Below are 13,488 nucleotides of genomic sequence, written 5' to 3' on the forward strand. Positions count from 1 at the left end.
CTAGGTGGGGGACGGAGCCGTCGCAAGCGACGACGGCAAACCCCCGTAGGGGCGCTCTCCAGAGCGCCCGTTCCGGCAGAGCAGGAAAAGCAGCAGGGATGGTATCGTCTCGCACTCCCTTTGTAGGGGCGATCTCCTGATCGCCCGTTCCGGCGAAGCCGGAAAACCGGCCGCAACCCGCGTTCTCGCGCTGCGCGCGAGCGGGCGCTCTGGAGAGCGCCCCTACGAAGTCAACGGGTGCGCAAGGTCGACGGGGGGCGCGGAAGCGGCCCGTACGCTCTCCCGCCTGCCCGTCTAGCAGGCCTTTCACCGGAAGAAAAAACAAAAAAGCTCGCGAAACCTCATACCGGCCGATGTTTTTGCAGATTCGTTTGGCGTATATTCGACCTGACGAATGCCCCGATCGAATCGGTGCGGGGCAAGGTGGAACCGCGTGAGCGGTCGGGTCCGGGAATCTCAGAAGGCGCGTTCGATCGCTGAAAAGGGGTACCCCTTTTGTGTTCCCTGCGTTTGCAGGGAACACAACCCGTCCCTTACGTGGCCGACGGCGAGAGGGAGACGGCATGGAGAAGGCTTCCATCGGCAGGAGGTTGGCGACGGCGGCGCTGTGCGTATGCTTGGCGGCCATGGGCATTCCGGCGGCGGCGCTGGCGCAGGACGGCCCCGCGCCGGGCGCGGACACGTCCTCGGTGAGCAACCTCGCAGCGGACGCTTCCGCGACGACCGCCCGCGCACTTACGGCGGACGGCTCCGCGCCGGGCGAGGGGAAGGCCGCTCCCGTCGTTCTCGCATTGTTCGAGGAGCCGGACCCGGCGTCCTACGACGTGGCGGCGGGCGAGTACCTGCCGAACCTGCCAGGCTCGCTGCTCGCGCGGGACGGGGACGGCGCGCGAATCTCCGTGGAGGGCGTCTCGTGGGAGTGCGCCGACGACGACCCGGCCGCGCCTGGAACCCATGTCTTTTCGGCCGTGCTGCCAAAGGGCTTCGAGCCCGCGCCCGGCGCGCAGCTGCCCCAGGTGTCCGTGACCGTGGTCGCGCCGCAGGCGCCCGCGGCCGCTCCCGCCGCCGCGCCACGCGGGGCCGGGAACGGCTTGCTCGGGAACGGGTCGACGGAGAATCTCCACGTCACCTTCAACGAGGGCGACGACATGCAAGCCGCCATCGCCGATGCGCTCGCCAATCTCCCCGAGGGCAAGAACAAGGTCGACGTGACGGACATCAGGGTGGCCGGCAACGCGAAGGAGATAACCGGCGACGACTGGATGGCGCTCAAGTACTGCTTCAAGACCGGAAGCGACTGGTCCAGCCTGTCCGGTTTGGACCTGTCCGGGATGGTCGGGCTGAAGGGGGTGTCGGGGTACGTCAGCGACAACGATGCGTTCGACAGGCTCGTCACCCTGAAGCTCCCAGACAGGCTCGAGTACGTCGGCATCTACACGTTCTTCAAATGCGGGAACCTGGTCCTATCGGAGATCCCCGCGAATGTGTCCTTAATCGGCGACCGCGCGTTCTCCGGCTGCAAGGGTCTCGAGAGGATGTCCTTCCCGGACGGTCTTGTAGCCGTCGACGAGAGCGCCTTCGAGGGCTGCGCCAGCCTCAAGGAGCTTTCGTTTGGCGGCAATACCCCGCCGAAGCTCGGCGCGGACGCCTTCAAGGACGTCGCCGTCGGCGGCACGGTGTACTGCCCGGACGCGGATGCGTACAAGGCGAAGTTCGGCGCCGACGGGCCGGGCGGGTGGACGTACGCGTCCCTCTACGAGCTCCAAGTCGAATTCAACGATGGCACCGCCATGCAGGACGCCATCGACAAAGCGCTCGAGGGCAAGGACAAGGGCGGCGTGAAGAACATCGTGGTGACCGGCGGCGCGACGGAGATAACCGGCGGCGACTGGACGGCGCTCAAGGACTGCTACAAGGACGGCAGCGCCTGGACCAGCCTGTCGGGCCTGGACCTGTCCGGCATGGGCGAGCTGGGGACGGTGTCGGGGGCCGACGGAGGCGGCGCCGCGTTCGGCAAGCTCGCTCACGTGTGGCTCCCGAATACCATGGGCTCCATCGGCGACTACGCGTTCTCCGGCTGCACCAGCTTGCGCCTCGAATACCTGCCCGAGGGCGTCACGTCCGTCGGCGCCTGCACGTTCCAAGGTTGCACTAGCCTGGCCCTCGGTTCGCTGTCCGAGGGCGTCAAATCCATCGGCGAATCCGCGTTCGAGGGCTGCACTAGCCTGGTCTTGGGCAGGCTCCCCGACAGCATCGAGTTCATCAAAAAGTCCGCGTTCTCCGGGTGCGAGAAACTGGACTTCTCGGAGATTCCCGCGAACGTGCTCGCCATCGAACCTAAAGCGTTCTCCGGCTGCAAGAACCTCGAGAGGGTGTCCTTCCCGGTCGGCCTGAAGTTCCTCGGCGAGAGCGCGTTCGAGGGCTGCTCCAACCTCAAGGAGCTCTCGTTCCGCAGCGAGAACCCGCCGCAGCTCGACGTGGACGCCTTCAAGGGCGTCGCCCAAGACGGCGCGGTGTACTGCCCGGACGCGGATGCGTACAAGACGGAGTTCGGCGCCGACGGGCCGAGCGGGTGGAGGTACGAGCCCTTCTACACGCTCGAGGTCGTATTCAACGGCGACATCGCGATGGAGAAAGCCATCGACGCCGCGCTGGCCGGCGTCGGCAAGGGCAAGATCGGCGCGAAGGACATCGTGGTGACCGGCGCCGCAACGGAGATAGCCGGCATGCACGACTGGGGCTATCTCAAGCGCTGCTACCAACGCGACAGCGAGTGGGCCAACCTGTCGGGTCTGGACCTGTCCGGCATGGGCGAGCTGACGGCGGTGGGCGTCGATAATCCGTCCATCCAAGATCCCTATTACAACAGGCTTGTCGACTTGAAACTCCCGAGCGGTCTCGAGACCATCGACGAATACGCGTTCCTAAACTGCGACAAACTCGTCCTCGACGAGCTTCCGAGCAGCCTCGAGGCCGTCGGCAAAAACGCGTTCGACGGATGCTCGAACCTGGCCCTCGACGAGCTTCCGAGCGGCCTTACCTCCATCGGCTCCTATGCGTTCAAAGACTGCGAGAACCTGACCCTCGAGGAGCTCCCCGTCGGCGTCGAGGACGTTCCCGACCACGCGTTCCTGGGCTGCACCAGCCTGGCGCTTGCGAAGCTCCCCGCGAACCTTTCCTCCATCGGGCAAGAAGCGTTCGCCGGCTGCGAAAAGCTGGCTGTCTCGGCGCTCCCTGCGAAGGTGTCCTCCATCGGCTCCTATGCGTTCTCCAAATGCAAGGGCCTCAAGACGATGGTCCTCCCGTCCGCCTTGCGGTTCGTCAGCGGGAACGCGTTCAATGGCTGCACCAGCCTCCTGGAGCTCTCGTTCTACGGCGAGGACCCCCCGGCGGTGCTCGACCAGGACGCCTTCAGGGGCGTTCTCCCAGTGGGAAAGGCGTTTTGCCCGGAGGCCTCGAAGCAGACTTACGAGGCCGTGCTGCGGGCCACCGGACTGCCGGACGGCTGGACGATCGAGGCCCTGCCCTCCTACACGCTGGAGGTCCCCTTCGCCGACGGCGGCGACATGCAGAAAGCCATCGACGACGCCCTGGCCGCCTCCGGGAAGGAGTGCTACCAGGTGACGGACGTCGAGGTGACCGGTGCCGCGACGAAGATAACCGGCGACGACTGGACGGCGCTCAAGGGGTGCTACGCGACCGACGGCGATTGGACCGTCCTGTCCGGTTTGAACCTGTCCGGGATGGGCGGCTTGAAAGAGGTGTCGGGGGCCGATCCCGGCAACGCCACGTTCGACGGGCTCGCCGACCTGGCGCTCCCGGACGGCCTTAAGACCGTCGGCGGCTACACGTTCCAAGGCTGCACCAACCTGGCCCTCAAGTATCTTCCGGACGGCCTTGAGACCGTCGGCGAGTCCGCGTTCCGGGACTGCCCCAATATATACTTCGGCCGCCTCCCTTGGGGCCTCTCCTCCATCGGCGCGAGCGCGTTTTCCGGTTGCGAGAACCTGATCCTCTCGGAGATCCCCGCGAAGGTGTCCGTCATCGAGCCTGAAACGTTCTACGGCTGCAGCAAGGGCCTCAAGAGCCTGTCCCTCCCCTCCGGTTTGGACTCCGTCGGCGAGGGCGCGTTCCAAGGCTGCTCCAACCTCGAGGAACTCGCGTTCCGCGGCGATGTCCCGCCGATGCTCGGCGCGGACGCCTTCGAAGGCGTCGCCGCAACCGGCATGGTGTACTGCCCGGACGCGGATACATACAAGGGCTCGTTCGGCGCCAACGGGCCGAGCGGGTGGACGTACGAGCCCTTCTACGCGCTCGAGGTCGCCTTCGACGGCGGCGACGGCAGCGGCACCGCCATGCAGGCCGCCATCGACGCCGCGCTGGCCAAGGTCGGCAAGGGCAAGATCGGCGCGAAGGACATCGAGCTGACCGGTGCCGCGACGAAGATAGCAGGCGCCGACTGGAGTGAGCTCAAGAACTGCTACTTGGACCGCAACGCGTGGGCCAACCTGTCCGGCCTGGATCTGTCCGGGATGGGCGGCTTGAAGGAGGTATCGGGGACTAATTTCGTCCCCGGCACGTTCGGCAAGCTTGCCCGCCTGGCGCTCCCGGAGAGCCTTGCGACCGTCGGTGACTTCGCGTTCTCCGGCTGCACGCGCCTCAAGGAGATGTCCTTCCCCTCGGGTCTGGCGACCGTCGGGGCGAGCGCGTTCCAAGACTGCTCCAACCTGGCGGCGCTCGAGTTTCACGGCTCCGCGCCCGCGCTCGGCGAGGGTGCTTTCGTCGGCGTCTCCGCCTCTGGCGAGCTCTATTTCCCGCAGGGTGAGAACTACGTCCAAGGCGTCTTCGGCGGCGAAACCCTGAAGGGATGGGGCTTCTACGACATGGCCCAGCGCACGCTGGTCGACGCGACCACGGGCGCGAAGGTGTCCGGCGTGCTGTCGTCCAACGCAGGGCTGCTCGCGCAGAAAGGCGGCCTGCACCCGGCGGGCACGTGCGACGCCTGCGACGCGATGCGTGCCCGCGAGGCGGAGGGCGTGGCGCTGGCGGAGCTCTGCCTGTCGCTGGCCTCCGGGCGCCTGTGGGGCGGCGCGGAGGCGTCGATCCCGGTGGGGGCCGAAAACGACGGCCGGGAGGTCGCCGTGCTGCACTGCGCCGACGGCGTGCTGGAGGAGGCGGCCGCGAAGGTGGCCGGCGGCTACGCGTCGGGCGCGTTCGCGAGCCTGTCGCCCTTCGCGGTGGTCGCGCCCAAGGACGGCCCGACCCCGGCCCCGAAGCCGGTCCCGACTCCGGGGTCCGGTCTCTCCGCCATCGCCGCAACCGGCGACGGCCTCGGGGCGGCCCCGTGGCTCGCGCTGGCGCTCGCGCTCGCGTCGGCCGCGGCGCTGGCCCTCGCCGTCCGCCGCAGGAGCGCCCGCCGGTAGGCCAGGGTGCGGGGAGCGCGCGTTTGGGCGGAGTCTTCGACATGGCCCCATCCCGACGCTGCAGCCCGCGTTCCCGGGCTAGGTGGGGGACGGGGCCGTCGCATGCGACGACGGCAACCCCCGTAGGGGCGCTCTCCAGAGCGCCCGTTCCGGCGAAGCCGGAAAAGCAACCGAGGCTCGCGTTCTCGCGCTGCGCGCGAGCGGGCGCTCTGGAGAGCGCCCCACGGGGTCAACGGGGATGTAAGATCAACCGAGGCGGCAATATCGACAGGCGCGTTGCCCTCGCGTCGCGTTACTCGCTTATGAGCTCGTAGGGCGAGACCTTGCGGATGCGCAGCGCGACGAACAGCGACACGAGGTAGGATACGGCCACCAAGACGGCGCACGTGGCGGCCACCCACCCGTAGGGAACGGGAAGCGACGTCTTCACGACGCCGAACGCGGCGGTGACGAGGACGAACAGCGGGTTGAAGCAGTAATACCCCGCCACGCCGCCCACCACCACGCCCACGAAGATGATGGGCACGTAGTTGAACGCGATTTGGTTCATGAACTGGGCCGTGGTGAACCCCAGGGCCTTTTGGATGCCCATATCCCTTCTGCGGCGCATCATCGTGGTCTTCATGCCGGTGTAGAACACCAGGACGATGACGACCAGGGTGATGCAGAGGACCAGGGCGGCTATGAGCGCCGCGATGTCCGCGTAGTTGCCGTACTTGGTATCGAGCATCGCGTTCGTGTCGACCGCGGCGGCAAGGTCCTCGCGGTACTCGCCGGCCGCCGCGTCCAAGAAGGCGTCGACGTCCACCCCCTCGTCAAGGGAAACGTACACCTGCGTGAACCGGTAGTCGCTTTGCAGGGAGCGAAGGCTGTCGAGGGGCAGGGCGGCGATGAGGCCGCCGTGGTTGAGCATCTGCAGGATGCCCGTGACGTAGCATTCCTCCGCATGCCCGTTCTTGGCCACCGTCAGGGTGCTTCCGATGCCCTTGTCCGTCATGCTCGCAACGTTGCCCCCGATGGCGATCTCGTTTCGATGCTTGGGATACCGCCCGTACACGAGCATGTCCCCTTCCAGGCAGCCGAAATCCTCCGCGATGTAGCCGACGGTGTTTACCCCGTCGACCGCGAGCGTCGTGCTCTGGAATCCGAAGGCCTTGCGCACGTCGGGGCTCGCGTTGAGCCGGTCCAGCACCTTCTCGGTGTCGCGCTCGTCGTTCACCACCAGGGTCGCATCCGCCGTTTCCCCCGTGATCACCTTGATGAACCCGCTGGAATCCACCCCTACGTTGTAGTAGATCGAGATGCCGCACACGGCGGCGAAGGTCACTGCCGCCATGATGAAGGAGAGCATGGCCCCCTGCCGCGCGTTGCCCACGATCTGCTTGGCCCCGATGATCAGCGAAAGCGGCCCCTGCGTGGTTTCCAGCGGGAACCTGTTGCGCTTGAAGTTGTGCGCCTCTATGCCCCGGCGCAGCGCGGTCAGGGGGCGGAGCTTCCTGAACCGCAACGACGCCAGAACGGTTGCCAGGGCTATGATCAGGCAGATGGCGAAGAGGGTTGCCGCTACGAGCGCGGCGTCGGGCGACGGTTGCCACCGCAGGGCCGATTGGCTTTCCAGCACCAGCGCGATGCCCGGAAGAACGGCCAGCGCCAGCAGTATCCCCGCGACGCTTCCCACGAGCGCTATCAGCAGGAACTGCAGCACCAGCGACGAGCCGATCTGGCGGCTCGTGTATCCCATGGCCTGCAGCGCCCCGATGTCCTGCACGCTCTGCTCGATGCTCTCGCTGATGCGGAAATGTATGGTGAGAAGGCAGATGACGAGCAGGATCAGCGCGAAGGCTATCAGCAGCACGGCCAGAACCCAGGGGATGGAGGTGTGGTCTTCCCGCACGAGCTGCAGGGGCAGGGCCTCGATGTCGGCGGACGAGGCGCTTTCCATCTCGTGGGAGAAGAAGAACTCCCGGTAATAGTCGTCGAGCAGGGAGAGGCTCTCGCCGACGTCCTCGAATTGCGCGGCGAGCAGAACGCTGTTCGTCAGGGTGAGGTCTTCGGACAGCTCCGCGTACGCGGCCGGCGTGCAATAGAATCGGTAGTTCGTTCTCATGAGCGAGCCGAAGGTGATCTCTTCGGTGAAGCCCGCGATCTTGAAGGTCTTCTGGCGCCCTCCGATCGTGAAGGTGAAATCGTCGCCGAGCTCGTACTTCCCCGCGGTTTTCATGATGTAGGGCGCGTACACGGACCCGTCGTCGAGGGGCCGGCCCTCCTCGAGAAGCGTCGGCGGGTTCATGCTCTGGTTCGCGTCGACGCGATCGAATATGAAAACCGCCGTCGTCTTCGAGCCTTTCGCGGAGAACTCGCCCTGCGCGGAGAGCACGGGGACCGTCTCCAGGTCCTTCAGTCCCGGATACTGCGCAAGGTAGTCTTTCTGCTCGGGCGTGGTGGCGGCTTCGGGCTGGAGGAGGGTGAGGTGGGGGACGTTCAGTTCGTCGGCGCGCTCGTCGAAGAACTGGCCGTACTGGAACAGGAAGGTGAGCCCGATGTTCAAGAGGAAGGCAGAGATCATAACCAGTACCACCATGCCGACCGTCTGGCTCTTGCTTTTCCTGATATAGGCGATGGCGAGGGGGACGAGGTTTCTCACGCTCACCATCCCAAATGCTCGAGGAAGCTGTGAAGCGATGCGCGCCTTTCCTTGTCGGCGCCTTCGTACGGCGTGAGGTCCAGCTCTCCGCATATGCGCCCGTCCATCAGGTACAGGACCCGATTGCCCCTGAGGGCGCAGTTGAGGTCGTGCGTCACCATGACCACGCTTTGCCCGCCTCGGTTCACCGCCGTCATCACGTCGAGCACCGATTCTCCCGCAGACGAGTTGAGGGCCCCGGTCGGCTCGTCGGCGAACACCACGTGCGGATGGTTGATCAGCGCACGGACGATGCCCACGCGCTGCGCTTCGCCTCCCGAGACTTGGCTTGGGAACCTCGACCACGAATCCTTGTCGATGCCGACCTGCTCGAACAGGCTCCTTGCCTCGACGATGAGCTTGCGCGTGTTGCGCTCCAACAGCCGGCCGCTCGCCAGGACGTTGTCCATCAGGCTCATACTGTCTATCAGGTATATCTGCTGGAACACGAACCCGCAGTGCGTTCGCCTGAACACGGCGAGCTTGTCGTCCGAAAGCGAGGAGATGTCGTGCCCGTTGAAGTATATCTTGCCCAAGGTGGGCCGATCCATGCCGGAAAGGGCGTAGAGCAGGGTCGACTTCCCCGCGCCCGACGGCCCCATGATGATCGTGAAGTCGCCCTGGTTGATCTGAAGATCGAGGTTCTTCAGGGCGTGGTGCTGAACGCCGCCGTCGGAAAACGACCTGCTGAGCTTGACCGTGGATAGGATCGGCGGTTGGTTTTCGCGCGTAGCGTTCGGTGCCATGGTCTCCTTGCGGGGGCTCTGCGGCCCCGGGGTCGTGGTGGGCATTGCTCAAACGAGGGTGAACATGAGGCGGACCGTGAACCCGCCGGGCTTGTTGAAGCATTCGAGGCCGCCCTGCATGCCCTCCATGAAGGAAGCCGCGTTGTACAGGCCCAGGCCGAAGCCCTTCTTCCCTTGGGCGTTCTTCCCGCGGAAGAACTTGTTGGTCAGAAGGGGCAGCTCGTTGTCGGCCACCCCGGCTCCGTGGTCGTCGATGTCGACGACCAGCATGTCGTCTTCGAGCGACGCGCTCACCGCGATGTCGGTTTCCGCGTACTTGTAGGAGTTGGCCAGGATGTTGTCGAACACCTGCTGCAGCCGGCTCGGGTCGGCGTAGATGAGGCAATCGGGAACGTCTCCGAAAACGACGGCCTTCTCGTAGTCGGCCTTGGAGAGCAGGGCGACGATATCGCGGCTGGGCAGTTCTTGGGGGTGCACCGCCAGTTCCTGCAGCTCGCGCATGGTGGAGTCGAAAAGATTGTCGACCAGGCAGATCACCTGGTCCGCTTTGGCCACGATGGTCTCGGCCTGGCTTCTTTGCTTGTCGCTTCGAGCCGTTGTCGCCATGAGCTCCGAGGTGGCCCTGATGGACGCCACGGGCGTTTTGATGTCGTGGCTCAGGGAGGCTATCAGCTCCTTCTTGCTCGCGTTGGCGCGCTGCTCGGCCTCGCGCGCCCGCGCCAACTCCGTGCGCATGAGGTCGAAGCTTTCGGTGAAGGCGCCGAAGCTGTTCTCTTTGTTGACGGCCAGCGGCACGTCCAAGTTGCCCGAAGCCACCTGCTGGGCGAAGCTTTCCATCTGCCTGAAAGGGCGGATCATCCTGCGTTCTATCCTCACTAGGGCAACCGCGAGCGCTCCGCAAAAAACGGTGAGAAGGACGATCACCCCGGCTTCCAAACCCAGGTTGCGCGCCTGCTTTTGAGCCGCCATCTCATCGTAGGCGCGGTCGAGTTCGGCGGCGATGCGCTTCGCGTCCCAGTTCTCGTCCTTGGCGGTCATGGCCGTATCGTTGAGGGCGGCCAGGTCGACGGTTGCTTCGATGGGGGTGTGAAAGAGGGCGAGGACGCACGCGAGGCAAACGAGGTAGACGGCGGCTAGTATCGAAAGCCGCTTCCTCATGCGTCGGGCGCCTCCAGGCGATACCCGACTCCCCACATCGTTTTGATGTAGCGGGGGTTGTTGGGGTCGTCTTCGATCTTCTCGCGCAACCGGTGTATGTGCACGTTCAGCGTGGCATCGCTCGTGACCGAGGCGCCCCACACGCGGCGGAAAAGCTCGTTTTTGGGAACGGTGCGGTTTTTGTTCTGCGCGAGGTAGGCCAAGAGCTTGTACTCCATGGACTTGAGCTCGATCTCCTTGTCGCCCTCCTCAAGGCACATGCGGGCCTGGTTGAGCGTGTAGCGGCCGAACGAGCAGGATTCCGAATCCGGCGCGTTGTCGGCGCCGTCTCGACGGTAGCGTCTGAGGAGCGCCTGCGTCTTCGCAAGGAGCACGTTGAGCGAGAAGGGCTTGGCGATGTAGTCGTCTCCTCCCAGCCCCAGTCCGAGCAAGACGTCGTCGTCGCTCGAGCGCGCGCTGATGAACAGGATGGGCAGGTCCGACTTCTCGCGCAGCTCTTTGCAGAGGTTGAAGCCCGATTCGCCGTCCAGGTTCACATCGAGCAGTATGAGGTCGGTCGTGTTCCCCTTGAGAAAAGCAGTGCACTCCTTGCTTCCCGGAACCCATTCGGTCTTCACTTCGAAAAGGTTGAAGTACTCGCACACGCTTCTGCCCAGGGCTTCCTCGTCATCGACAACAAGGCAATCAAAATGCATGGTCCACCCCTTCGCCCCCGCATAGGCCTTTTATCCACAGTGTAGGTTATTGCCGTTCGGCGAAAAGTTACTGTTGGGTATCAATTTGCGGGGGACGACGTTTGCCCGCGAGGCGGGGCGCAGGGCCCAAGAAGGCTTTCCGCAGCGCCCCTCACGCTCGGACAGGGTTCCCGAATTCTTGGTTTGAACAGGTGAAATTCAATTCATTCGCCGCCTGCCTCGAAGATTTAAGAATCATTTTAGATTTGGGAAAAGACCTGTTTAGAACCTGCATGCTAGCATCGCCGCATGTCCATGTCTTCTGATGTGGACGGGTGGAAACGCACAGGGGCGGAGTAAAAAGGAATGAAGTCTATGAGAAAACTACCGAGAGTTGCTTTGGCTTTTGCCTTAGTCTTAACGCTATTCCCGGGGAACACGCTGACCGCTTTCGCGGCCGACCCCGCAGACACCGGCGCGAGCGCATTGCCGCTCGCGGACGAAGAGACCTCCGCCGTCGGCGAGGCCGACGAGGGGGGAGGCGGCGAAGCCTACCTTGAAGAGGGCGAGAGCCCCGGAACAGAGGAAGACGGCCTCGAAGAGGCCGCTCCCAAGCAAGACGAGCCCAGCGGGGCCGTCGTCGTGCCCCTGGCCGGATCGGAGATCGTTCCGTTCGCCGACTCTACGGTGGAGACCTTGTCGGAGTTGCAGAACGCCATAACCGGTGCCGGTGGTTCCCCGACCACCATCACCATCAAAGGCGACATAGCGGTCACCAGCCCCATCAGCATCCCTGCGGGCAGCGACATAACCCTGGTTTCCCATTCCTCCGGCGGCAGCCTTACAAGAAACACTACGAACAGCACGCCTTTGATCACGGTTGCATCGGGCGGCAAGCTCACTATCGGCGGCAATCTTAAAATCGACGGAGCCGGCAGAAGCGGAGACTTGGTCAGGGTGCTCGGCGAATGCACGCTGACCGGCAACGCGGTGATAACGGGCAGCACCACCCGCGGAGTCTACGTTGGCGATTCCACGGTTCCCGCTCTGTTCACGATGGAGGGCGGCGAAATCTCAGACAACCATTCGACGGCGGACAACAACTATGGCACGGGCATTCACGTAGCTCTTGCGGCAACGTTCGTCATGAACGGTGGAAAGGTGACGAACAACACTGCCACGGGCAGCGTTTCCCGGGGCGCTGGCATATTCTCGAACGGCACGTCCTATCTCAACGCGGGCGAAGTATCCTACAACAACACGGCGACCGCTTACGGCGGCGGCATGTATATCGAGCACGACTCAATCACGTACGCGAAGAACATCTTGGTAACCGAAAACCAAGCGAAAACCGGTGGCGGGATCTGGTGCTGCAACACCGGCACCAACCTTCTCGGATACAGCATCACCAACAGCTATGCGATTTTCGACAACACCGCCACGGGTACCAACGCAGGAAATGACATTGCGCACAGCGGAGGCGAATATCCCTTCTACGCTTCATCTACCTGTCTTGGGGGCGGGAGCATCGGATGGTACGACGAATTCCAACATAAATCGCTCGAACCCGACGGATACCAATACGTTATCACCAGCAAATACCTTACTGCTGAAATAAGCGAAGCAGACAAGGATCAAGCAAGGAACGCCGCAACGATGGTGTTCAAGGGGAACGTCTCGGGAACCAATTCGGGAGGCGGCATCGCCTGCAATGGCGCTTTGTTCGCCGGCGAGCTCGACAAGGTGCTTTCGGTGAGGAAGGCGTTCGATAAGGGCACGGATTCCGCGCCGGTTACAGTGCACTTGTACAAAGGGGACACGTATATAGAGAGCGCCGTCCTCGATAGCAGCAATTCGCGGTTCCACACCTTCACCGGGTTGGATGCCGACGGGTACGATCAGTACCGCGTGGTCGAAGAGCCGATTGCGGGAATGGAAGGCAGCCTTAAGTGGGAGTACGATAACGGCGAATATCGATACGTCACCATCACCAACACCCAGGACGCGGGTTCGTACGGTAGCTTGCAGATAAAGAAAACGGTCACCGGCACCTCCGACAACTCGCTTTCCTTCGAGTTCGAAATCGAACTGGGAACCGAAACGATAGACTACCCCTACACCTTGCGCACGAGCAGCTCGTCGAGCGAGGGGGCTCTGCACGTTGTCGACGGCAAGGCAAAGGTGACCCTCAAGCATGGCCAAACGATAGTAATCAAAAACATCCCGGTTGGAACGAAGTACAAAGTAACCGAACCGTCCGACCCTGGTTTCCAGACATCCCTTGAGGGCGAGGGGGGCAGCCAGGAGCCCGGCACGTCTTCGTGGTCTGGCGAGATAGTCGAAGACGCCACGCCGATCGCCAACTGGGTGACGTTCACCAATGCGAAAACATCCTGCAATTTCAGCGCCTTCAAGACGGTCACCGGCACCGCCGACTTCGAACCTGCGACCTTCGAGTTCGAGATTCGGGACGATTCCGGCACCGCGGTTGCCTACGGAACGGTTACCCCGTCGGCTGCCGACACCCCGGCACCCATCAAGTTCTACAAGGAGAGCTCGCGCACGACCGAGATCACCGACTGGACGCTTGTTTTTACGAGTGGAAAAACCTACAAACTCGTTGAGACGAGCAGCGAGCCCGGCTTCAATGTAACTTACTCGGGCGGTCAGGGAAGCGACCATAACGAGTTCACTCCCAATTTCTCCGATAGCAGTCAAGTTATCGAGGTGACCGCCCTCAACACCAAGAACGCCGGCTTCGACTTCAAGGCCTACAAGACCGTCACCGGCACCGCCGACTTCCA

Annotated in this window: 6 protein-coding genes; 2 read left to right on the top strand and 4 right to left on the bottom strand. The window is 63.7% G+C overall.

Going from position 1 to position 13,488, the window contains the following annotated elements; translation table 11 throughout:
- The first annotated feature begins 563 nt into the window (after positions 1-563).
- Positions 564-5,423, top strand: a complete 4,860-nt coding sequence (locus tag HCH03_RS03410; RefSeq protein ID WP_221688338.1) for a leucine-rich repeat domain-containing protein — start codon at positions 564-566, stop codon at positions 5,421-5,423.
- A gap of 292 nt (positions 5,424-5,715) precedes the next feature.
- On the opposite strand, the gene HCH03_RS16285 is transcribed toward HCH03_RS03410, so the two are convergent.
- The 4 genes from HCH03_RS16285 to HCH03_RS03430 are packed head-to-tail and all read right to left on the bottom strand — an operon-like array spanning position 5,716 to position 10,705.
- Positions 5,716-8,067: an ABC transporter permease gene (locus HCH03_RS16285; RefSeq protein WP_221688339.1), complete on the bottom strand. Its 2,352-nt coding sequence runs from the start codon at positions 8,065-8,067 to the stop codon at positions 5,716-5,718.
- Positions 8,068-8,069: 2 nt separating this feature from the next.
- Positions 8,070-8,852, bottom strand: coding sequence for an ABC transporter ATP-binding protein (locus tag HCH03_RS03420; protein WP_080144521.1), 783 nt, complete (start codon positions 8,850-8,852; stop codon positions 8,070-8,072).
- Positions 8,853-8,900: 48 nt separating this feature from the next.
- Positions 8,901-10,010: a HAMP domain-containing sensor histidine kinase gene (locus HCH03_RS03425; RefSeq protein ID WP_221688340.1), complete on the bottom strand. Its 1,110-nt coding sequence runs from the start codon at positions 10,008-10,010 to the stop codon at positions 8,901-8,903.
- Complete coding sequence (locus HCH03_RS03430; protein ID WP_221688341.1) at positions 10,007-10,705, bottom strand: response regulator transcription factor; 699 nt, start codon at positions 10,703-10,705, stop codon at positions 10,007-10,009. The genes HCH03_RS03425 and HCH03_RS03430 overlap by 4 nt, the downstream gene beginning before the upstream one ends.
- Before the next feature lie 354 nt (positions 10,706-11,059).
- On the opposite strand from HCH03_RS03430, the gene HCH03_RS03435 reads away from it, so the two are divergent.
- Positions 11,060-13,488: DUF7601 domain-containing protein (locus HCH03_RS03435; protein ID WP_221688342.1), on the top strand; the 2,429-nt coding region annotated here is incomplete at its 3' end.

It is taken from the genome of Gordonibacter massiliensis (ex Traore et al. 2017) (genome assembly GCF_019731765.1).
Classification (GTDB): Bacteria; Actinomycetota; Coriobacteriia; order Coriobacteriales; family Eggerthellaceae; genus Gordonibacter; species Gordonibacter massiliensis.

What these genes read in the sequence shown, in the direction of transcription:
- HCH03_RS03420 (WP_080144521.1), bottom strand. Translation starts at nt 8,852, where the DNA reads ATGGCACCGAACGCTACGCGCGAAAACCAACCGCCGATCCTATCCACG.
- HCH03_RS03425 (WP_221688340.1), bottom strand. Translation starts at nt 10,010, where the DNA reads ATGAGGAAGCGGCTTTCGATACTAGCCGCCGTCTACCTCGTTTGCCTC.
- HCH03_RS03410 (WP_221688338.1), top strand. Translation starts at nt 564, where the DNA reads ATGGAGAAGGCTTCCATCGGCAGGAGGTTGGCGACGGCGGCGCTGTGC.
- HCH03_RS03430 (WP_221688341.1), bottom strand. Translation starts at nt 10,705, where the DNA reads ATGCATTTTGATTGCCTTGTTGTCGATGACGAGGAAGCCCTGGGCAGA.